The organism is Paenibacillus sp. FSL R7-269 (assembly GCF_000517865.1).
Lineage (GTDB): Bacteria > Bacillota > Bacilli > Paenibacillales > Paenibacillaceae > Paenibacillus_AQ.
Window position 1 is genome coordinate 334,408 of record NZ_ASPS01000053.1, and the last position, 22,823, is coordinate 357,230.

The following is a 22,823-nucleotide window of genomic DNA, read 5'->3' on the forward strand; positions in this document are numbered from 1 at the left end:
AAGAATTTCAGGGAAGCGCAGCTTACAAACTTTTAGGAGGGTCAACATGAAAAACTTAATGAAAATGAACCCGCGAGATACGGTAGCTGTAGCCTTGAGGCCGATTGCTGCCGGAGAAGAACTGACGATAGACGGACTGACGGTTCAGGCCGCCCAGGAGATTCCGCAGGGTCATAAGATTGCCCTGACCGGCTTCAGCAGCGGAGATACGATTACCAAATACGGATCTCCGATCGGTCATGCCACAGTTCCAATTGCCGCAGGCGACTGGATTCATACGCATAACATCAAAACCAATCTGTCCGGCGAGGAAGAATACGAGTATGTGCCTGATGTCCATCCGGTAATCTATCCGCGCCGTGATCTGACCTTCCAGGGGTACCGGCGGAGTAACGGCAAGGTGGGCATCCGTAATGATCTGTTCATTATTCCGACTGTGGGCTGTGTGAACGGCGTGGCCGAGCAGATGCTTCAGGAGTTCAAGGCCGAGCATCCCGATCTTGGCGGATTCGATAACCTGACCGTGCTGAAGCATCCTTACGGCTGCTCCCAGCTGGGCGATGACCACCGCATGACCCGCAGCATTCTGCTCGATGCCGTCAATCATCCCAATGCAGGCGGTGTACTCGTCTTCGGCCTGGGCTGCGAGAATAATATCGTCTCCGAGTTCCGCAGCATGCTGGGCGATCATGACGAATCCCGGGTTAAATTCCTGGTGGCTCAGGAGGTAGGCAATGAGCTTGAGGCCGGTCTTGTGCTGCTGGAGGAGCTGTATGAAGCCGCTGCGAACGACGTTCGTGAGCCGGTTCCGCTCAGTGAGCTGAACATCGGGCTGAAATGCGGCGGCTCTGACGGGTTCTCCGGTATTACAGCCAACCCGCTGCTAGGCGCATTCTCCGACTTCATTATCTCCCAGGGCGGGACCTCGGTGCTGACGGAGGTACCGGAAATGTTCGGTGCGGAGAAGGTGCTGATGGCCCGCGCGGAGAGTAAGGAGGTCTATGATGATATCGTCTCGCTGATCAATAACTTCAAGCAGTATTTCCTCTCTTACGGTGAGCCTGTCTATGAGAATCCGTCTCCGGGCAACAAGGCCGGCGGCATCAGCACGCTGGAGGACAAATCGCTCGGCTGCACCCAGAAGGCCGGATCGTCACCAGTGGTGGATGTATTGCAGTATGGCGTGAAGCTGCGCAAAAAAGGACTGAGCCTCTTGCAGGCTCCCGGCAACGATCTGGTCGCTGCCTCCGCGCTTGCCGCTTCGGATTGCCAGCTCGTGCTGTTCACAACGGGCCGCGGCACGCCTTTCGGCAGCTTTGTGCCTACGGTTAAGATAGCAACGAACAACGACCTTTTTGCCAAAAAAGGCCACTGGATGGACTTCAACGCCGGTCCCCTGCTGGAAACACCGATGGCCGATGTACTGGAGGAATTCATCACGTATATCATTGATGTCGCCAGCGGCCAAAAAACACGGAACGAGCAGAATGAAGTGCGTGAGCTGGCTATTTTCAAAACAGGCGTTACTTTGTAGTAGAACTTATTCCAATCCATTCAAAGGGAGATCCTATTCATGTTCCTAAACGAGGACTTCATGTTGTCCGGCGAAACAGCACGGCTACTCTTTCATAATTACGCCAAAACCATGCCCATTATCGATTACCACTGCCATCTGGACCCGCGCGAAATCTATGAGGACCAGTCATTTGAGAATCTGACCGCAGCCTGGCTGTACGGCGATCATTACAAGTGGCGGCTGATGCGCGCGAACGGCGTGCCTGAATCGCATATTACCGGTGACGCCTCTGATTATGATAAATTTCTGGCCTGGGCCCGTACACTGCCTAAGGCAGTAGGCAACCCTCTGTACAGCTGGACACATCTGGAGCTCCGCCGTTTCTTCGGTGTAGAGGAGATGCTGAATGAAGCTACGGCGCCGGCCATCTGGGAGAAGGTCAACCGTAAGCTGGCTGAGCCGGGCTTCACCCGGCGCGGACTGATCCGCAGCAGCGGTGTCAAGGTGATCTGCACCACCGATGATCCGGCAGATTCCCTGGAGTATCACAAGCTGCTGAGTGAGAGTGAGACTGCCTTCCAGGTGTTCCCGACCTTCCGTCCTGACAAGGCGCTGAACATCGATGCCGAAGGCTTCGCCGCCTGGATCGGGAAGCTGGAGTCGGCCTCCGGCCTGCCGGTCAAGAGCTATGCCGGGCTGCTGGATGCCCTGCGTAACCGTGTTGCCTTCTTCCACGAGCAGGGCTGCCGCCTGTCGGACCATGCGCTGGATGTTCTGCGTTATGAAGCGGGTGAACCTGAAGCGGTTGAAGCTATTTTTGCCAAAAGAATGCAGGGAGCTGCGCTGTCGCCGGAGGAAATCACCCGCTACCGCACTGAGCTGCTGACCGCGCTGATCGGCTTCTATCATGACAAGGACTGGACTATGCAGCTTCACCTGCATGCTTACCGCAACAACAATACGCCGATGTTCCAGCGGCTTGGACCGGATACCGGCTATGACGGCATCAACGATCTGCCGCTGACCACAGCACTGTCGCAGCTGCTTGACCGGGCCGAGAGCGGCAGCGGCCTGCCGAAGACGATCCTCTACTCGCTGAATCCCGGCGACTACCCTGCCCTGCTGGCTCTGCTGGGCTGTTACCAGAAGGACACCCCCGGCAAGCTCCAGCTTGGCTCCGGCTGGTGGTACAACGATACGCGCAGCGGCATGCGCCAGCAGCTGACCCTGCTGGCCGAAGGCAGCCTGCTCGGCAACTTCGTCGGCATGCTGACCGATTCGCGCAGCTTCCTCTCCTATACCCGGCATGAATATTTCCGCCGCGTCCTGTGCGGGCTGCTCGGTGAACTCTCCGAACGCGGTGAAGCGCCGGATGACCTCGCCATCCTAGGGGCTATGGTCGAGGATATTTCCTATAATAACGCAGCCGGATATTTCGGGTTCCAGACTGCAGGCAGTGCAGCCGGGATCTCCGTCTAGATGGAGGAATGCTGAAGATGCCGACAATCTATATCGCCGGAGACTCTACCGCCGCCCAGAAGGGCGGCGGGGAATGGCCGATGGCCGGATGGGGTGAATACCTGCAGCAGTATGTCAGCAGGAAGGTGCGGATTGAGAACCGGGCCATCAACGGACGGAGCACACGCTCCTTCCTGGCTGAGGGCAGACTGGCAGACATGGAGCGGGACTTCCTCCCCGAAGACTTCCTGCTGATCCAGTTCGGCCATAATGACCAGAAGCTGGAGGACCCTCTCCGTTACACGGAGCCGCATACCGATTACCGCGAGAATCTGAAGGTATTCATCGATTCCGCCCGCAACCGGGACTGTACGCCTCTGCTGCTGACCTCGGTCAGCCGCCGCAGGTTCACCCCGGATGGTGAACCTGATCCGCTGGCGGTCGGACTCTATCCGCAGGTCATGCGGGAGGTTGCCGGGGAGACCGGAACGCCTCTGCTTGATGTTTTTGCCGCCTCCCAGCAGCTCTACCGCAGACTGGGAGCCGAAGCATCAGCCGGGCTGTTCATGCACCTGCCGCCGGGTGCCCGCCCCAACTATCCGGACGGCATTACGGATGACACGCATTTCTCCAGATCCGGGGCGCAGCAAATCGCATCGCTGGTAGCCGAAGCGCTCGCACAGTGTGCGGAGCTGAAGCTGCTGCACCCGTATCTGCGGGTGTAGGCGGGGGTTGCAGACAAGGTAGCAGAAGCGCTCGCATAGTCTATGGAGCTGAAGCTGCTGCAGCCGATCTGCGGGTGTAGGCGAGGGATGCAGACGAGTGTGTCGTGCGGATTAGGTTGTGCATCCGCCTGTAGGGCATCGCAAACATACCGCACATTATTCGCCATGCTTAGATGTTGCTTCAATCCTCAGTCAGCATGACCAGGCCGCCTGTGACCACTTTTGGACATAGGCGGCCTGATTTGCGGGAACCAGCCCTGCGGCGTTCCATACGAACTCTTACCTCTGAATATAAAGGAGTCTAACCCTATGACCGTTCCATTTCACCTGGGCGTCCGTGCCCATGACTTCAAGCGGTGTCCGCTGCCGCAATTAATAGATAAGCTGAAGGAGCATGGCTTCCCGGCAATTCAGTTGGCGCTGCATAAGTCTTTTCCGGAGAGTGTGACTGAGCTTGGCGCACTTAGTCCGGGTGTTGCTGCGTACTATGGCGATTCCTTCAGACAAGCGGGTATCAAGATTGCTGTCCTCGGCTGTTATGTGAACATTATTGATGCCGACCCTGGCAAGCGTACTCAGGCGCTGAGCGACTTCAACACTCATCTGCGGCTGGCCCGTGACTTCGGCGCGAGTCTGGTTGGTACGGAGACCGGCAGCGTAGGTCAGGGATATACGCCGGATAATTTCACGGAGGAGGCTTTTGGACAAGTGGTTGACTCCGTTAGTGCCATGGTTACTGAGGCCGAACGCTTCGGAGTAACTGTAGGCATCGAGGCAGGCGTCAACCACCCGCTCTACACGGCCCCGTTAGCCCGGCGTCTGCTGGATACTGTGCCGTCTAATAACCTGCAAATTATACTGGATGCCGCGAATCTGATGACCCCGGACAATTATCTTCAGCAGGAGCAGATTGTGGCAGAAGCGCTGGAGTTGCTCGGCAACCGGATCGCGGTCCTGCATCTGAAGGATTTCACAGTTAAGAACGGCGCCATCGACATCGTTCCTGCCGGACAAGGCATGCTGAACTTCGCCCCGCTGCTCCGCTACATGAAATATAAACGCCCGCATATCCAGGGCCTGCTGGAGAGCACTCCTGAGGAACATCTCCAGGCCAGTGCGCAATTCCTGCGGAACATGTATAACGAGGTTTAACAAAAGTGCCCTGCGGATGGAGGTTAGGTGGCTGGGTAAGAGATGCTCAATAATGGATGTTGGATTAGAGATGATTTGTGATGAATGAGATGTAATTAATGAGGGATGCGGTACGGACTTGTGCGGTCCATACAGCTTGTGTCACTAACTATGTCTTACCCATCCGCCCACTTTTGGGGCATCGGGGGCATTCAGGGGCACTTGTGCTCTTCATTTGCTCAATTGGCCTGCGTTTGCTGAATTCAGGGGCACTTGTGCTCCTGAGTTGCTCACTTTGGGTGTATCTGATTTACGCATCCTCGAGCCTGCCCAGTGTATTCGGTTTTCCACACACATTTGCTCTACATGCCTCACTGCTGCCCAACGTATTCGGTTTTCCACACACATTTGCTCCACTCACCTTCGCGCCAACACATACTTCCCAGCGACACACTCCCTTTATCTACGACAGACAGATATTACGATTACTGTACAGTACAAAAAGTACCCCGCCGTATCGATGCATGGGGTACTTGTGCTGCATCCTTGTGCTGTATTTCCGTGCAGCAACGTACAGAGGGACAGATACAATATACGTATGAGTAACAGAGTAATAGAGTAATAGACTTATAGCTATATAGCCTTAGCATCATAACTTACAAACTAGCACCAATAATCTTGCACAAACTGCAGCTTCTCCCCCAACATATACACTCATTGCTAGTATTGTTGTACAAAAAGCAGGATTCCTCCTCTACCAAAGCAGACAAGCCTGTACATTCCTGCATTTCCTGCAACAATCCTCAGGCTGGCTCCGGTTTTGGGGTAGCCAGGTTGCATAACTTGCAACATCTGAGGGTATTCGCTCTAAATGAGCGTCCTCTAAACGAGCGGTCGACTAAGCTGGCGCTATATGCAAGGCAATAAGACCGCCCATAGCCTAACCGGGCGGTCCGTTGCTTGGTGCCGCTATTCCCCGGCCTCGGGGGAAATCACACCTTTTTTGAGAATAATATTCCCGTAGAGCGCTTCTTCCCCTGTAATTAGGATGGCGTAGCTGTGCTTGGAGCGGTCATAGAAGTCAAAACGCTCTTCATACTCCACCTGCACCGCAGGATCATGCCGGGTGAGAATCTCCTTGTACGTGTCCCATATCACCGGAACGGTGGGGTCCCCCTCCACTACGGCCATGAAGGCCGCCTGAGCCGGAGCATAATGATCCAGCGGGAGCAGCTCCAGGATCGCGTCAAGCAGCCGGGGGATACCGATCCCGTCAGCCCGCAGCACCCGGGAATGCAGCGCATGTCCCGGATAATTGGCATCCGCCAGCACCAGCTCATCACCGTGGCCCATCTCCATCAGGGTGCGGACAAGCTCGGGGGAGAGCAGTTTGGGTATTTTTTTGAGCATAGCCTTCGTCTCCTCTCCGGCTTCATTACATTCCGTAGAATGATCTCAGAGCCACAAGTTCCTCAATCCGGTGTGGCGGCAGCTCGCGCTCTCCCCCGATCATGCGGGTCAGGAAGGTCAGCTTCGCCGTATATTCAAGCCGCTCCATATTCATATAAGCAGCCATTACATCCTTGCCCCAGGTCAGGGCTCCGTGGCTCTCCAGCAGCACAGCCGTCTTCTTGCCCAGGAAGGGAGTCAGCGAATCCGGGATCTCTTCGGTCGAAGGCGTCCCGTATACCGCCAGTGGAATGTCGCCCATGGCAATGACAGATTCCGGCATCATCATTTTGTCCAGAGCTTCCCCCTTGATGGCAAAAGCGGTAGCATACGGCGGATGCGCATGAACCACCCCGCCCATCTCCGGCAGCTCATTGTAAATCTTCAGGTGCATTTTCACCTCCGTGGACGGGCGGTAGCCCTCCGCTGCATCCAGGATCTCTCCCTGCAGATTGACCTTGACCAGCATATGCGGCTGCAGATACCCTTTGCTGACTCCTGTGGGCGAAGTAATGACCTCGGTGGCCGACAAGCGGGCTGAGATATTACCGTCGTTGGCCGCGATGAAGTCCTTGTTGAACAGATTACGGCCGATATCGCAGATCTGGCGCCGTAATTCTTCTTCATGATTATTCATAATTGCCTCCTTGATTGCTGCTTGATTGCTGCTTGAAGTTTGTCAGTTCTGATGTGATAAAGACGGCTGGTACCGGAGCGTTGAGCAAGACCGGGCTGCCACCCTGCGGACCTCTGCGGGATCTATAGTTCCAAGCGCCGTCAATTGCACCAAAATGTTGCCGATCGCGCTCGCTTCTACCGGTCCGGCAATAACGTATTTGCCGGTAGCATCTGCCGTCAGCTGGCACAGCAGCTTGTTCTGAATGCCGCCGCCGACCATGTGAATGCAGCGCACCGGACGGCCGGTGAGCGCCTCCAGCTCGCGGATCGTATCCGCGTAAGACCGGGCCAGGCTCTCCAGTATTGAACGGATGATCTCTGCCCGGGTCTGCGGCACCGGCTGTCCGGTGCGGATGCAGTAGGATTCAATCCGCAGCGGCATATCGCCCGGTGTGCTGAAGAGCGGATCGTTTGGGTCCAGCTCCGCTATGCACGCACCCTGCCGGTCCAGCTGCCCGGCAAGCTCGGCAGCTTCCTGATGGCTGAGCGGTTCCCCCGCTTCAGCCCAGCTCCGCTGGGTCTCCTGGAGCAGCCAGAGGCCAGTGATATTCTTCAGCAGCCGGTTGGTGCCGCCGAAGCAGCTCTCGTTAGTGAAGCCGCTGGCCCGGGCGGCATCGCTTAATACAGGCTCGGCCGTCTCCAGGCCGACCAGCGACCAGGTTCCGCAGCTGATGAATGCAGCGGATGGCAGCGGATCGCTGAATCCGTCGATCCGGTCTTGATCGCCACAGCCAGGATCAACGCAACCAGAATCGGCATTGCTGGACTCAGCGTAGCTAGAGCTGAAGCCGCCATAAGGAATGGAGGCCACGGCCGAAGCCGTATCATGCGAAGCTCCGGCAATGATCTGGAGCGGGCCGCTGCCCAGCTCTTCCTGGAGTGTGGTCCGGAGCTCCCCCAGCACCGTGCCTGCCGGAACCAGCCGGGGCAGCAGCGCAGCCGGCAGCTCCAGCCTGCGCAGCACTTCGGCTGAAGGCGCTGTGGACTGCGGATTCAGCAGGCCGCTGGTGCTCCAGATGGTCTGCTCGGCCACGGCCACGCCGCTGAGCATATAATTGAACAGATCCGGCATCATCAGCAGCTGTTTGGCGGTTGTCCGCAGCTCCAGCTTCGCCATAAGATCGGCAAACAATTGATACACCGTATTAATCGGGCTGGACTGGTTGCCCGTCAGCTTGAATTGCTCTGCTGGAGGCAACGCAGCCTCCAGTACTGAAGCGATGTCCGTCATCCGCTGATCCCTGTAATGATGCGGAACGTCCAGCAGTTCACCCTGCTCATCCAGCAGGCCGTAGTCGACTCCCCAGGTATCGACGCTCAGCGAGTGCAGCGGTCCATAGCTTGCCGCAGCCGCCGCAATCCCTTGCTTGATCTCCTGAAGCAGCCGCTGCACATCCCAGTGCAAATGTCCGTTCACCTCTACCGGCCCGTTAGGGAAGCGGTGAATCTCCTCCACCGTCACCTTCCCGTCCCTGTAGCTTCCCAGCATCACTCTGCCGGAGCTGGCTCCCAGATCGATAGCCAGCAGCCGGATTTCCGGGTCACCGGTTATGTCCATAGCTTGCGTCTTCGCCTCTGTCATCTTCCCACCTCTTCACCTGGAGGATTAGTAGAGCGGACCGAAATTGCGGCAGGCTCTGTAATCGGCACTCTCCAGATTCTCCGTGCCGAACAGCGACCAGACGCGCGGACGGAAAATACGCGCTTCCTCCACGTTATGCATACTGACCGGTATCCGCAGGATCGAGGCCAGCGTAATGAGATCCGCACCGATATGCCCGTAGCTGATCGCCCCGTGATTGGCGCCCCAATTGTTCATCACATCGTACACAGACTGGAAGGAGCCATGACCGGTCAGGTTCGGAGCAAACCAAGTTGTCGGCCAGGTAGGGTCTGTGCGCTGGTCGAGCGTGTCATGGACCTCTGCCGGAAGCTCTACAGTGTAGCCCTCTACCAGCTGGAGGACAGGCCCCAGCCCCTTGACCAGATTAAGCCGGGCCATGGTGACCGGCATGCCGCCCCGGGTCAGATAGTCCGTGGAGAAGCCGCCCCCCCGGAAATATTCCTGGGAAGCCGGGCGGAACTGAGTCTGCGCGATACAGGCAGCCGCCTCTTCATCCGTGATGTCCCAGAACGGTTTGATTGCCGGCTTGCCGTCAATACTCTGCTCGCCGGTGCCGTCCAGCGCTGCCGAGCCGGAATTGATCAGATGCAGCAGGCCGCCTGCCGCTGCTCCCTCCAGCTCATACCCGGTCACGCGCTTCACGGCCGCCGGACTCCAGAAGGTGCGCACATCGGCAAAAATCTGCGCCGTATTCGTCAGCAGATAATTGAACAGCATCGTCACCCCGTTCAGGCTGTCATTCTCAGTGGCGACGATGTAAGGCGCCCGTCTGCCGTTCCAGTCGAACGAGGAGTTCAGAATCGTCTCCATGAAGTCGCCGTTCGGGAAATGGTCGGTCCATTGCCGCTGGCCCTGGAAGCCGCCCAGCAGGGCATTGTGACCACTCGCTTCTTCTTCGAAGCCAAGCTTTGCAAGCTGCGGATTGCCGGTCATGAGATCACGGGCAATCAGCGTCATTAAGACAACCGTCTCCCACTGCTCTTCCTTAACCTCTTCACTGAGCTGCAGATGCTGCGGATTATTATCCGCCCCCACACGGCAGTTGTCCTTCACCCAGGCCAGCGCCCGCGCGAACTCCTCGGGATCATAGATCCCTTCCTCCAATCTGCGTACAAATTCAGACATATCGATATATTCATTGCGCATGCCGAGATATTCCTGGAAGAACTGCTCGTTCACAATGGAGCCGGCGATTCCCATCGACACAGAACCCATCGACAGATAGGACTTCCCCTTCATCAGAGCGGCCGCCAGCGCGGACCTCGCGAACTGCAGCAGCTTCACCTGAACATCCGCCGGGATTTCCTCGCTGCTGGATTCCTGGACATCCTCTCCGTAGATACCGAAGGCCGGAATGCCTTTTTGCGCATAAGCAGACAGAACTGCCGCCAGATACACTGCGCCGGGGCGCTCCGTTCCATTGAATCCCCATACCGCATGCGGGATGGTCGCATCCATATCCATCGTTTCCGATCCATAGCACCAGCACGGGGTGACTGTAATGGATACGCCTACACCTGCACCCGCGAACTTCTGCGCCGCCGCAGCAGCCTCCTTCACGCCGCCAATCGTAGAATCGGCAATGATACACTCCACCTGTGAACCATCCGGATACCTTACATTCTCCTGCAAAAATGCCGCCACGCGCTGCGCCATGCCCATCGTCTGTACCTCCAGCGATTCGCGCACCCCGCGTCTTCTGCCGTCAATCGTCGGCCGGATTCCAATCTTCGGATAATTTGCTGTCACTGCTGTTCCTCCCCGGAATCGTAAGTTGATAGTATGAGAACATTACACTGGAGCGCTAGCTCCGATTAGTAAGCGCTACCAAATACAGCCTCTGCAGTCTGCACACTTTTGTCTTTCGCCGCAGGCTTTCCATTTCTTCTACATCATAGAATCACCCACCTTCAAAGTCAACACTATTCCACACTTTAAATTTGGTTATTGTGTGGTTTTGTGTGATATAATTGCGATAAACTGTGGAATCGTTTGTGATTGTGGGATTTATGTTATGCAGCAGGTTATAGTAAACTGTACTTAACTACATAACGTAAGGGTGGGCATGATATGAAAGCTTTTGAACGGCGGGATCTGGTCATTAATGAGCTCTACAGGCATAAGAAGGTTCATGTTGCGGATCTGGCACAGAAATTTGGTGTATCGGAGGAGACGATCCGGCGCGATCTTGACCGGCTGGACAAGGAGGGTATTGCCAAGAAGAATTACGGCGGGGCGATTCTGAACGCTCACACCAACGAGGACCCTTCCTACTCGCACAGGCATCAGGTCAACATTGAAGCGAAGCGGATAATTGCGGTAAGGCTGCTGGAGCTGATTAATGACGGGGACAGTGTGATGACGGACACCAGCACTACAGCTTTTGAAGGATTACGGAGAATCGTGGAGGACAAAAAAAATCTGACAATCATCACCAATTCCCTGGCGGTATTGTCAGAATTCCAGCATTCCGGGCAAAAACTCATCTCCACGGGGGGCCTGCTCGGACCGGAGACCAGCTCTTTCGTAGGGCCTACGGCCTCGCAGACCATTCTGAAATATAATGTGGATGTGGCGATTTTCAGCTGCAAGGCACTCTCCATGACCGGCGGACTCTCTGATTCCAACGAAGCGGAGACCGAACTTAAGGTGCTGATGCAGCAGCAAGCGAGCAAGGTGGTCCTGCTGGCTGACCATTCCAAGTTCGACCGGATCGCCTTCATCCGGCTGTTCAGCTTCGACAAGGTCGATTATATCGTCACCGATCAGCGGCCGTCCGAGGAATGGATCGAGTTCCTTGCCAAATATCAGGTCTCCCTGCTCTACCCTGCTGATTCACAATAAGTCTTAACGTTCACGCTTAAAAGCCTGCGCCGACACGTACACGAACCGTTCCGCTCTGGCCATCATATGGAACTTCTGCTCCGGGAAGTGGCGGTACAGGTGATCTACGAAATAGCCCGGATTCTCGGCGTTGCCGGCGAACAGGTCATAATGCAGCGGTACCACGGTCTCAAAGCCTGAGGTCGCCGCGAACTCCGCCGCTTCCCGGTAATTCATATTGCCCACGATATTGCGGCTGCCCCGGTAATAATCGCGCCCGTTAATCGGCAGCAGCGCCAGATCGATCTTGCGGCTGCCAACCTCCTCAATCAGCTCAGGGAACAGCACGGTATCCCCTGCATGATAGAGTCTCACCCCGTTCAGCTCCAGGATGTAGCCCACGTACTTAGGATGTCCCTGTTCATCGCGTTCGAGCTGTTCGTGCGCCGCTGCAACGGGTATGACCTTCAGCCCGCTTGCAGGCTCCGCTTCACTGGCAGGCAAGGCAGCGGTGAGCTGCTCCTTGCGGATGCCCAGTTCCTGCAGACGCTCCAGGCAGACCGCCGGAGCCATGAACTGCGCCTGCGGATTCAGTCCGGCAAGCACTGGGAGGGCCTCCTCATCCAGATGATCTGAATGGTCGTGGGTAATCAGGCAGACCTCCATATTCGTAATCTCTCCAGGCCCTACCGGCGGCGGGAAAGTGCGGTCCGGGTTCGGGGATACATATGGATCAATATAGACGGTCACCCCCGCCCCCTTGACAATAATGCTGGCTTGTCCGAGGAACCAGACCGCCAGGCAGCCGTAAGGCACCTCAGTGCTGCGGATTTCTTCGATCAGTTCTTGGCCTGCTAATGGCATGATGGGTTGCTCCCTTCCTCTCTTCTCTACCAAACTCTAACGTATTACCGTCTTGTCCGCAAATGAAGTCTTTCAGCGCGCCTCCTATATCACAGCGCTCTGCCCAAGAGGATTCGCTGCGGTGCTGTATTCAGCCCCCATACCCCTATACAACAGATTCATAATAGAGGTAGTATGGATAGGAAATTTATATCTAGACACTGGAGGAACCCTGATGAGCAGGATTGTGAACACCCCCGCACCGCCTTATTATGCAGTCATTTTTACATCGGAACGAACGGACGGTGATCACCACTATGCGGAAATGGCAGAGGAAATGGCCCAGCTCGCCGCCGCCCAGCCTGGATTCCTCGGAATGGAGAGCGCCAGGGAGGGCCTCGGGATCACTGTATCCTATTGGGATTCTCCTGAAGCCATACGGCAATGGAAACAGAATGAGCGGCATCTGGTCGCCCAAAGCAAAGGAATCGGGGAATGGTACCTGACTTATAAAACGAGGGTGTGCAAGGTTGAACGGGATTATGGCTTTGAGAAAGAGACCCCGCCAGGCCTTGTTACCGGTGCCGATTGATGGGTACAATTATTAGGGTAGGTACTTCAACTACAGGACAGTAAAGGACAGGTGAAATGAATGCAGAATTACGGATTCGCAAGAGTCGCCGCCGCTTCCCCGGAACTCCGGGTGGCTGACTGCGTATTCAATGCAGACCAGATTATTGAAGCCATCAATACAGCCAGCACCCAGGAGGTGGAGTACCTGGTACTCCCGGAGCTGTGCATCACCGGCTACAGCTGTGCGGATCTGTTCCTCCAGCCCAGGCTGCTGGAATCCGCGATGCAGGCGCTGCTGCGGATTACGGCCGCGACGGCAGAGCACCGGATGATTATTATTGCCAGTCTGCCGGTCTCCATCAAGAGCAGGCTGTTTAACTGTGCCGCTGTCCTACAGCAGGGCCGGATTCTCGGGATTGTGGTCAAGACCTGCATTCCCGGATACAGTGAATTCTACGAGCCGCGCTGGTTCGCGGGAGCCGAGGAGCTGGAGGTGTCCGAGCTGCGGATCGGCGGATCGGTGGTGCCGGTGGGCAATGATTTGATTTTTGCCTGTGAGAGTGACGGAAATCTGTCGTTCGGTGTGGAGATCTGCGAGGATCTCTGGGTGCCGGTGCCGCCAAGCAGCCTGCTGGCCCAAGCCGGGGCGACGCTGCTGTTCAACCCGTCGGCCAGCAACGAGCTGGTCGGCAAGGCCGATTACCGCCGCCAGCTGGTCGGGGGCCAGTCTGCCTCGTGTGTGGCCGGTTATGTCTATGCCGGCTGCAATACCGGCGAATCGACAACAGACGTTGTCTTCGGCGGACATTCCCTGATCGCGGAGAACGGCCAGCTGCTGGCCGAATCGGAACGCTTCACTCATGAGAGCCGGATGATTACCGCCGACATTGACTTGCCGCGGCTGCTGTATTCCCGCACCGTGATGGGAACGTTCCGTGCAGGCAAGGGCGGACGCAATTACCGCGAGATTCTCTACGCCGCGCCGCTCAGCAGCGGCACCCGGCGGGAGCTGAAACGGAACGTAGGCGTCAACCCGTTCGTGCCGGGCAATCCGCTCCAGCGGGACGAACGGTGCCAGGAGATTCTCTCGATCCAGACCTCCGGCCTGATGAAGCGTATCCGTCACATCGGCACCAAGCAGGCTGTGATCGGCATCTCCGGCGGCCTCGACTCTACGCTTGCGCTGCTGGTTGCCGTGCGGGCCATGGAGCTGCTCGGGCGTCCGGCCAGCGATGTGCTGGCGGTCACGATGCCGGGCTTCGGCACGACCAGCCGCACCTACGACAATGCTGTAGGCTTGATCAAAGCGCTCGGCGCCACGATGAAGGTCGTTGACATCAAGGCGGCCTGCCTCCAGCACTTCGCTGACATCGGCCACGACCCCGAGGTGCATGACCTGACTTACGAGAACGTACAAGCCCGCGAGCGCACCCAGATTCTGATGGACCTCGCCAACAAGAACGGCGGGATTGTCATCGGTACAGGCGACCTGTCCGAGCTTGCGCTGGGCTGGTGTACCTATAACGGCGACCATATGTCGATGTACAGCGTGAATTCGGGCATTCCGAAGACGCTGATCCAATATGTTGTCGCCTGGTATGCGGACCATGAAGCAGACGAGACGGTGAACAAGTACCTCTATAGCATAATCGAGACCGGAATCAGCCCGGAACTCCTTCCGCCTTCTGCAACCGGAGAGATTGTCCAGCTGACCGAGAATATCCTGGGGCCTTACATTGTGCATGACTTCTTCCTCTATTACATGCTGCGTACTGGCGCTTCTCCCGGCAAAATGCTCTATCTCGCCCAGCACGCCTTCGGCGGTGCTTATCCCAAGGAGCAGCTGACCGCCTGGCTGAAGGTGTTCGTCACCCGCTTCTTCACCCAGCAGTTCAAGCGCTCCTGCCTGCCGGACGGACCGAAGGTCGGTACGGTCAGCCTCTCGCCGCGCGGCGACTGGCGTATGCCAAGCGATGCTTCTGCCGCGCTCTGGCTGCAGGAAATCGAAGAACTGTAACTCCCGGCCGCAGCAATAAGGCCGAAGACAAAGAGGCGTCCCCCATCATCGCAGGATGATCAGGGACGCCTCTTTTTTGTCAGCAATCGGCTTCACTCGTACCTGTTATCAAGAATCAGGACTTCGTCGCTGCCGAATGGGGTCTGAATCGTTACCGTCTCGCCCGGACACGCCAGAATCAGCCCTCTGCCCATAGGCGACCAGAGGGAAATGCAGAATTCATCCAGCTCAGCTTCACCAGGAATTACAATCCGGTACATATCCTTCAGCGTCTCCTGCCCGATACGCAACGACACCCGGGAACCGACCAGCACCATAGAACGTTCTAGCGCATCGTTGTCACCGGACAGAATCCGCTCCACCGTCTCCTGATAGCTTTTGATCATCGCCTGTACCTCTGACCGCTCAGCCGGTGACTCCCATGTTCCCCTGTCCAGAATGGAGAATTTATGCTCATCAAGATAGACCAGTTGCTGCACCAGCTCCTCGCGCAAGGAAACTGTTCTGAGACTATGGCTCATAGTAGATTTCACCTACCTTCTTCATCAGGTCATGCTCGAAAATACGCTTGTTCCTGCTCATAGCCCTCAGTCCTCCTATATAAGAAAATAGATCCCGCGCAGGGACCTATTCTCTATGATAGCATCTTTCCCGGGAAAGACAATCTCATGTGCAGGGGATGGCGCGCTCCGGTTCAACGCTTCACAGAATCGGCAGATTTCCCGGACGTTCCGGCAGCGGCCCGGCTGTACATATTCAGGTCTTGCAGCTTAATCAGCACTTTGCCGAACCGCCCGCCTTGGCGGACAACGACTTGCTGCTGCGGGTAGGCCGTGTGCAGATAGTCTGTAACTACCTTGCGGGTAGCCTCTCCCCCGTCCAGATGATGCAGCGGCAGCATTTCCATCACCTCAGCGGCTGCTGCTTCCAAGGTCAGCTCCTTGCTTTTCGCTTCGCGGGTAATAATCGTCTCATAGGAATAGCCCTTCAAATATAATAATTGAGTCAGATAAGCCATATCCGAAGACTCCGCATGAACCTCCCGGCCCGTCAGCAGCGGCAGCACTTCATTCATCAGACTATGCTCCTGCACACCTGCCGAGGTGCTGATATAGCAGTATTGCCGGGCACAGCTGATCACCTTCTCCGTGCTCTCCCAGTCGAACACCGCCGGACACATGGACACGAAGACCAGATCGAAGGCACCCAGCCAGCCGCGTGACGCAATATCGATATTCTCGAACGCTTCATGCACCAGCTCCACCTGACCCGGAGCCGCTCCGGCAGTGTTCTTCAGAAACAGCTCCGCTAACGGAACATTAGGCTCTACTGCTGTAACCTTGGCCCCCCGCTCGATAAAAGGAACTGTGAACCCGCCCGAAGCCGCGCCTACATCGAGAACAGTCAACCCTTTAAAGTCCACGCCCTGGCCTTCCATCCAGCCGATAATCCGCTCGCTCCGGTCCCGCCCGGCACTGCTGAATACCTCTTCATTGAACACATCCGCTTTATGATCGAAGCTCGTGTGCGGGTTCATACCCATCGCTTTGAACTTGTTAGCCATCGCCTTGGGATCTTCCTTCCAAGCCTTCTCCCATACGCTTGCATCGAATAATCCGTTATTCATTACTAATTCATCCTCTCTGAATGTATTCATCACACGACAATTACGAAGACTTAAAAGATTTTGAATATCTATAATACCCGCTAAGTTGCAACGGCTATACCGCCCCTGAAGGGACGGTATCCGTTGCAGCGGGAAATAGCAGCACACAGTATGCGACAGCATGATGCCACAGCTTAATGGCTGGCCAGCATCTTCTCGGCAAGCTCGGACATCATTTTGTTACGCAGATAATCCTCCATCTGCCCTTCAGCCTTAACCATCTCCTGCTGAATCAGACACTCACTGGGATGGTCCAGGGTGCAGTCGAACAGCGATGCCGTGCCTTCAATGGCATGGATGATATCCAGGAACGAGATTTCGTCCCCCTTGCGCCGCAGACGATACCCGCCATTGGCCCCAGATGCGGATTCGATAAGCCCGGCCTTCACCAGCTTGGTTAGAATCTTGGACAAATACGTTGGCGATACATTCTGCCGCTCGGCAAGCTGCTGCACGCCCATTGGCTTATCGGGAGTGTGCGCCACCAGAAACAGCATTGTGTGCAGGGCGTAGTTCGTTGCTTTGGAGTATTTCATGTCTTATTCCACCTTACATAAGGACTATGTCTGAAATTACAGACTTTATTTATCTATGATAGCCCTTATGTGGGGAGATTGCAACAAAAAACAGAGCCCTATACTCCCGAGGGCCCTGCATCGCAGTATTATCAGTGGCTGAAATAGCCCCGGCTACAATCCGCTTACTTCCGCAAAGGGTACTGGAATCTGTATTCCCCGGAGCCGAGCGTAACCTTCACCGCCCGTGCCAGCTGCTCAGCGGAATGAATACCGGAGGCTTGCTCAAGCGGCTGTCCAGCCGCCATGCCTGTCTCCGACACTTCCGCCAGCAAGGCGTCCGGCAACAGCACCGTAGCCGAAGTATTCGGCGGAACCACGGCGGTCAGCCCCATTTTCCCGGAATCTATCTTCCATTCAGAGCGGATCATTCCGTACATCGACTCCAGTCCGGCAGCAGCCGAGGTCAGTCCGCCTCCCGGATGCGGCTGGATCAGAAACTGCTTATAGCCCGGCCCTTCCTCTGTCTGCCCGATCCCGGCCACATAGCGGTACAGGAAGTCCCCTACCGCCCCGTAAGCATAGTGGTTGAAGGAATTCATATCCTTGCTCCAAAAGCTGCCGTCCTCCTTAATCCCGTCCCAATGCTCCCAGATCGTAGTGGCCCCGCGGGTAATCTGGTACAGCCAGGATGGGTAATCCGTCTGTAGTAAGAGCTTGTAGGCAGCGTCATAACGGCCCCCATCCGCCAGCACCAAATTCAGATAAGGCGTTCCGACGAAGCCTGTCGTAAGGTGATACCCGCTCGCTTCCAGCAGCCCGATAAGTCTCGCTAGCGTGCGGTCCCTTGCATTCCCCTCCACTAGTCCGAACATTAACGCCAGCACACAGGCTGTTTGGGTAGCCGTAGCTTCCTGCCCCGCTGGTAGGATATACGCTTGGTTGAACGCATCCTTGACCCGGTGATGAAGCTGCGAGTATTTCTCCACATCTTCGGTCCGGCCCAGCACCTTCGCCGTCTTCTCCATCAGCTGAACCGAATAGGCATAGAAGGCCGTTGCGATATAATTCCGGTCCGTAGCACCCACAAGACTGTCTGCCTTGGCATCCAGACCCAGCCAATCTCCGAAATGGTCGCCGGTATTCCACAGGAACTCATTAGTCCCCTGGCGGCGGATATACTCCACCCAGCCCTGCATACTGCTGTACTGCTGCTCCAGAATCCGCTTATCGCCATAACACTGGTAGATCGTCCACGGACAGATGACCGCCGCATCTCCCCACGCCGCAGAGGAATGTGCCTCCTCCCCCAATACATGCGGAATCACGTAAGGAACTCCTCCATCCTCCCGCTGATCGGCAGACAGATCCCTCAGCCATTTGCTGAAAAAAGGTGCCACATTCATCAGATACGCCGAGGTGCGGATGAACATCTGCGCGTCTCCGGTCCACCCGAGCCGTTCATCGCGCTGGGGGCAGTCGGTCGGCACATCGACGAAATTGCCCTTTTGCCCCCACAGGATGTTGTGCTGGAGCTGATTCAGCAGTGCATTGGAACAGGTAAAGGTGCCCGTCGGCTCCATATCCGAATGCAGCACCACGCCTGTGAAGTCCTGCAGATCCAGCGGGTCCGGGAACCCGATCAGTTGCACATACCGGAAGCCCTGGAAGGTAAAACGCGGCTGGAAGCTCTCCCGGCCCCCGCTGCCGGCGATATAAGTAACAGTCTGCCGGGCTGCCCGCAGGTTCTCTGTATACACATTGCCCCCCTGGTCCAGCACCTCGAAATGCCGCAGCTGATATTCCTGTCCCGCCGCGCCTTCTACGGTGAACCGCAGCCAGCCGACCATATTCTGGCCCATATCGAGCACCATCTCCCCCGCCGGAGTGCGGATGAGGGCCACAGGAGCCAATTCCTGGACTGCCCGGACCGGATCATTCTCCTGCGCAAGCAGAATTATCTTGGTATACGGAAAAATCTCCGCCGGTGTCCACAGCGTGTCGTCATACCCCGGCGTGCTGAAGCCGTGCTGCACCAGCCGGGCGTCATAGGTCTCCCCGTGATACAGCTCCGACATCTGCAGCGGGCCGGGCAACACCTTCCACTGCGGGCCGGTTCCTATGATCTGCTCCGTGCCGTCCTCAAAGGTGAGATGAAGCTGCATCAGCAGCGCTGTACGGCTGCCATAGATATACTTCCTGTGCTCCCAGCCTAGAATTCCTTTGTACCAGCCGTTCCCGAGCCAGGCACCAGCCGCATTGTCCCCAAGGTTAAGCAGCGGGGTCACATCATAAGTCTGGTATTGCAGACGCTGGTTGTAACTGGTCCACCCGGGATTGAGATAAGTATCGCCTACCCGCACGCCGTTCAGCTCCAGCTCATACAACCCGAGACTGGTCACATAGATTCTGGCGCGGGCGACCGGCCGGTCCACATGGAAGCTTCCGCGCAGCAGCGGGCTTTGCTCTGCTTCTTCCGCAAGGCAGGCCAGCGGAGCCGTAATCCATTCTGCAGTCCACTCCTCCGGCGAGAGCAGCCCCATCTCCCACCAGGCCGCCCCGGACCACTCCGTGGGACGATGGTGCTGATCCCATATTTTCACCCGGTAATAATAACGCGTCCTGGACTGCAGCTCCAGCTCCTTCAGCTCAATGTGAAGGGAGTCCCCGGACTCCACTCTGCCCGAATCCCACCATACGCTCCCGAAATCCGCCGCGCCTGCCACCTGTAATTGATACGCCTGCTGCCTCACATCCCGCTCATCCGCACTCACCTGCCAGCTGATTCTTGGATTACGAATATCCAGCCCCAGCGGATTCTCCTGGTACTCCACTCGCGGTTTTTGGATAGCTATCATTGAATACACCTCACCTTTATAGGATTAATCCTGTATATATGATGCGCTTTCTATTACAATTATAGGATTCCGCGTGGTTTGCATGACCTGCAATATGGACATTTCACCGGGGTAAAAAGGACTTTCTGCCATCTGGAGGAGGGAACTGATGGATTCGGCCAACCATACGCTAAAAGGGGAGTATTTCTTCCGGGGCAATCTCCTGTTATATGTGAACCGCGCTAACGAGACCTATGATCTTCCACTTCACTCCCATGACTTCATAGAGCTGACCTTCGTAGCCGAGGGCAAAGGATTTCATTATATCGGCCAGAAGGCTCACCCGACCGGCAAGGGCCAGCTGCACTTCATTCCTGTCGGCGTGTCTCATGTCTTCCGTCCGTCATCACCCAGCTCTCTGCGTGAGCCGCTCGTCGTGTACAATTGTTTGTTTAAACCGGAGCTACTGGACCGGCTTGCCTTCGTGATTCAAGACCCGCCGATCGCCTCCTACCTGGAGCAGATCAGAGAACACCGTCTGCATTCCTTCTCCCTGACGGATCTGAATGGTTCCATAGAGAACCTGTTTCTGGCGCTTCACCGTGAGTTTCACCTGCCGCAGAGCGGCTCCGACAGCTATTTGCTGACCCTGTTCATTCAACTTCTGATCAGTATCTACAGGCTGGAGCATGACGAGATTCAGTTTCCGCTGGGCAAGCAGACGCAATTTTTGCAGATTCTGAATTACGTCCACCTGAACTATGTGCAGGAGATTACCCTGACGCATCTGTCACGCAGCTTCGACTGGAGTGAACGGCATCTTCAGCGGCTGTTCAAGGCGCATACAGGGCAGACCTTCTACCGGTACCTGCAGAACGTCCGGATTCAGAAAAGCTGTCTGCTGCTGGTCCAGCAGCCCAAGTCGCCCGTTCACCTCATTGCAGAGCAGGTAGGCTACCGCGATCCGTCAACGTTCAATCTGGTTTTCAAGCGGATCATCGGCACAACACCGGGGATCTACCGACAAACACCGGGAAGGAAACAGATGAAAGCGGTGAACCCGGAGGAACAACTTTAACGCGGAATGATTGATGTTATTAGGAAATAGTGTTAGGCTATCAACGGTAAACTCCATTCCAGCTACACAGAAAGGTAGTCCTATGATTAAAGTTCAACACCTGTCCTTCTCCTTCCCGCAAAAAGAGCTCTACACTGACATTTCGTTTACGCTCGAAGAGGCGCAGCATTGCGCTTTTATCGGAACCAGCGGCAGCGGAAAAAGCACCCTGATCGACATCCTGATGGACCGGGACAGATATTTGTTCGACGGCAGCATTGAGATGGAGCCTGATTGCAGCATCGGGTATGTCAGCCAGTTCGCCAAGCCGGACCTGTCTGCCGACACCACCGTGTTTGAATATATAGCCGGACCCTTCCTTAAGCTACAGGAGGAAATACAGCTCATCTGCACAGAGATGGAGACCTCGGCGGATATTGAGCCGCTGCTGGAGAAGTATCAACTGGCTCTGGACGCTTTTGAGGCCTTGGGCGGAGATGATTACGAGAGCCTCATTCACAAAAAGCTGAATCTGGCAGACCTCATGAAGCGCAGGGATCTTAAGGTATCCGAGCTGAGCGGCGGGGAATTCAAGCTCGTTCAGGTCATGAAGGAAATGCTGAACCGTCCTGACTTCCTGATTATGGATGAACCGGATGTATTCCTGGACTTCGAGAACCTCAATGCGCTCCGGCAGCTGATTAACTCCCATAAGGGAATTCTGCTGGTGGTTACGCACAACCGTTATCTGCTTAACCATTGTTTTAATAAGATTATTCATCTGGAAAATAAGGAGCTTCAAGAGTTTGACGGCCGGTATCTGGAATACAACCTCTCCCTGCTTCAGACCAAAATAGAGCTGCAGGAGCTGGCCCTTGCCGAACAGGAAGAGATTGAGCGCAACGAGAACATCATCGACAACCTCCGGGCGATCGCCACGTATAATTCAGAAGCCTCCAGAGGGAGAGCACTGAAAGCGAGAGTAAGGTTCCAGGAAAGACTGGAAGCCCGCAGAATCAAAGCGCCGTTCGTGGACATTAAGCAGCCGCAGATTCATTTGGGGATGGTGCATGAGCTGCAGGACGCCGATGCTCCTGTTGTGACAGTTCAAGAGTACCGGGCGGCCTTCGATGAGCTGCTGCTGGACAAGGTTAGCTTCGAGATGAATGTTGGTGATAAAGTCGCCCTGATCGGTCCGAACGGTACCGGCAAAACAACCCTGCTGCGCGATATCGCGCGGGGCCAGCACGACTCAATAACCCTGAGCCCGGAGGCTACGGTAGCTTATCTGTCTCAGCTTCAAGGCGAAGTGCTGACAGATTCGAACACCCTGCTCGAAGAATTCATCGAGGCCGGAATGGCCACATATGATGAGATCCGCACCCACCTGACATCCTATGGCTTTGAAGGCGAGATTGTGAACCAGCGAATAGCAGCCTTGTCCGGCGGCGAAAAAAATCTGCTGCAGCTGGCCAAGGTATCTGCCCTGAACGCCAATGTCCTGCTGCTCGATGAGCCGACCAGCCATCTGGATACCTACACGCAAATCGCTCTGGACCAAGCCATCCAGGAGTACAAGGGCGCGATTCTTATGATCTCGCATGACTTCTATTCCGTGGTCAACGGGATGGATTATGTCCTGATTATTGACGATAAGACAATCCGCAAGATGACGATCAAGAAATTCAAGAAGATGATCTATGCCCGGCACTTCGATAAAGATTATCTGGAGCTGGAGCAGAAGAAGAAAGCGGCCGAGACCCGGGTAGAACTGGCGCTGAAGGATAACAATTTTGAGCTTGCCAAAAGTCTGGTTGCTGAGCTGGAAGAACTGATTAAGCTGATGTAAGTGTACAGGAACAGTATTAATAAAAAGGCCGCCAATTCCGGCAGGGTGTGTGAAAACTCCCC

18 protein-coding genes are annotated in these 22,823 nt (G+C 55.9%); 9 read left to right on the forward strand and 9 right to left on the reverse strand.

Annotated features, from left to right (window positions below):
* The first annotated feature begins 46 nt into the window (after positions 1 to 46).
* The 4 genes from C162_RS24080 to C162_RS24095 all read left to right on the forward strand — a co-directional run bounded on the left by C162_RS24080 (position 47) and on the right by C162_RS24095 (position 4,851).
* Positions 47 to 1,534, forward strand: a complete 1,488-nt coding sequence (locus C162_RS24080) for a UxaA family hydrolase (protein WP_036698540.1) — start codon at positions 47 to 49, stop codon at positions 1,532 to 1,534.
* Between the two features lie 39 nt (positions 1,535 to 1,573).
* A complete protein-coding gene (gene uxaC, locus C162_RS24085; RefSeq protein WP_036698542.1) occupies positions 1,574 to 2,995 on the forward strand; it encodes a glucuronate isomerase in 1,422 nt (473 codons plus the stop codon).
* Between the two features lie 17 nt (positions 2,996 to 3,012).
* On the forward strand, positions 3,013 to 3,699 hold the full coding sequence (locus tag C162_RS24090; protein WP_036698817.1) for a rhamnogalacturonan acetylesterase: 687 nt from the start codon (positions 3,013 to 3,015) through the stop codon (positions 3,697 to 3,699).
* A gap of 309 nt (positions 3,700 to 4,008) precedes the next feature.
* On the forward strand, positions 4,009 to 4,851 hold the full coding sequence (locus C162_RS24095; protein ID WP_036698545.1) for a sugar phosphate isomerase/epimerase family protein: 843 nt from the start codon (positions 4,009 to 4,011) through the stop codon (positions 4,849 to 4,851).
* Positions 4,852 to 5,799: 948 nt separating this feature from the next.
* Here the strand turns inward: C162_RS24095 and fucU are convergent.
* The 4 genes from fucU to C162_RS24115 are packed head-to-tail and all read right to left on the reverse strand — an operon-like array spanning position 5,800 to position 10,330.
* On the reverse strand, positions 5,800 to 6,240 hold the full coding sequence (gene fucU / locus C162_RS24100; protein WP_036698546.1) for an L-fucose mutarotase: 441 nt from the start codon (positions 6,238 to 6,240) through the stop codon (positions 5,800 to 5,802).
* A gap of 25 nt (positions 6,241 to 6,265) precedes the next feature.
* Positions 6,266 to 6,916 carry a class II aldolase/adducin family protein gene (locus tag C162_RS24105; protein ID WP_036698548.1) on the reverse strand — a complete coding sequence of 217 codons (651 nt, stop codon included), beginning with the start codon at positions 6,914 to 6,916 and terminating at the stop codon, positions 6,266 to 6,268.
* Between the two features lie 42 nt (positions 6,917 to 6,958).
* The gene (locus C162_RS24110) at positions 6,959 to 8,539 is read right to left on the reverse strand and encodes a rhamnulokinase (protein WP_235218510.1); all 1,581 of its coding nucleotides are present in this window, start codon (positions 8,537 to 8,539) and stop codon (positions 6,959 to 6,961) included.
* Between the two features lie 24 nt (positions 8,540 to 8,563).
* Positions 8,564 to 10,330, reverse strand: coding sequence for an L-fucose isomerase (locus C162_RS24115; RefSeq protein WP_083677733.1), 1,767 nt, complete (start codon positions 10,328 to 10,330; stop codon positions 8,564 to 8,566).
* Positions 10,331 to 10,651: 321 nt separating this feature from the next.
* Between C162_RS24115 and C162_RS24120 the strand changes: the two genes are divergently transcribed.
* Positions 10,652 to 11,425: a DeoR/GlpR family DNA-binding transcription regulator gene (locus C162_RS24120; protein WP_036698553.1), complete on the forward strand. Its 774-nt coding sequence runs from the start codon at positions 10,652 to 10,654 to the stop codon at positions 11,423 to 11,425.
* Between the two features lie 3 nt (positions 11,426 to 11,428).
* On the opposite strand, the gene C162_RS24125 is transcribed toward C162_RS24120, so the two are convergent.
* Entirely contained in the window at positions 11,429 to 12,268 is an 840-nt protein-coding gene (locus C162_RS24125; RefSeq protein ID WP_051493877.1) for an MBL fold metallo-hydrolase, read from the reverse strand.
* Between the two features lie 214 nt (positions 12,269 to 12,482).
* Between C162_RS24125 and C162_RS24130 the strand changes: the two genes are divergently transcribed.
* Positions 12,483 to 12,839 carry an antibiotic biosynthesis monooxygenase family protein gene (locus C162_RS24130; protein ID WP_036698558.1) on the forward strand — a complete coding sequence of 119 codons (357 nt, stop codon included), beginning with the start codon at positions 12,483 to 12,485 and terminating at the stop codon, positions 12,837 to 12,839.
* A gap of 60 nt (positions 12,840 to 12,899) precedes the next feature.
* Positions 12,900 to 14,837: an NAD(+) synthase gene (locus tag C162_RS24135; protein ID WP_036698560.1), complete on the forward strand. Its 1,938-nt coding sequence runs from the start codon at positions 12,900 to 12,902 to the stop codon at positions 14,835 to 14,837.
* Between the two features lie 92 nt (positions 14,838 to 14,929).
* On the opposite strand, the gene C162_RS24140 is transcribed toward C162_RS24135, so the two are convergent.
* From C162_RS24140 to C162_RS24155, 4 genes are all read right to left on the reverse strand, one after another.
* The gene (locus C162_RS24140; protein WP_036698563.1) at positions 14,930 to 15,358 is read right to left on the reverse strand and encodes a GreA/GreB family elongation factor; all 429 of its coding nucleotides are present in this window, start codon (positions 15,356 to 15,358) and stop codon (positions 14,930 to 14,932) included.
* A gap of 173 nt (positions 15,359 to 15,531) precedes the next feature.
* Entirely contained in the window at positions 15,532 to 16,464 is a 933-nt protein-coding gene (locus C162_RS24145; protein ID WP_051493878.1) for a class I SAM-dependent methyltransferase, read from the reverse strand.
* A gap of 173 nt (positions 16,465 to 16,637) precedes the next feature.
* A complete protein-coding gene (locus tag C162_RS24150) occupies positions 16,638 to 17,039 on the reverse strand; it encodes an RrF2 family transcriptional regulator (RefSeq protein ID WP_036698565.1) in 402 nt (133 codons plus the stop codon).
* A gap of 164 nt (positions 17,040 to 17,203) precedes the next feature.
* A complete protein-coding gene (locus C162_RS24155; protein WP_036698566.1) occupies positions 17,204 to 19,876 on the reverse strand; it encodes a glycoside hydrolase family 78 protein in 2,673 nt (890 codons plus the stop codon).
* Positions 19,877 to 20,024: 148 nt separating this feature from the next.
* Here C162_RS24155 and C162_RS24160 point away from each other — a divergent pair, with 148 nt between their 5' ends.
* On the forward strand, positions 20,025 to 20,933 hold the full coding sequence (locus tag C162_RS24160) for a helix-turn-helix transcriptional regulator (protein WP_036698569.1): 909 nt from the start codon (positions 20,025 to 20,027) through the stop codon (positions 20,931 to 20,933).
* An 82-nt stretch (positions 20,934 to 21,015) separates the two neighbouring features.
* Complete coding sequence (locus C162_RS24165; RefSeq protein WP_036698571.1) at positions 21,016 to 22,761, forward strand: ABC-F family ATP-binding cassette domain-containing protein; 1,746 nt, start codon at positions 21,016 to 21,018, stop codon at positions 22,759 to 22,761.
* The last annotated feature ends 62 nt before the right edge of the window (positions 22,762 to 22,823 follow it).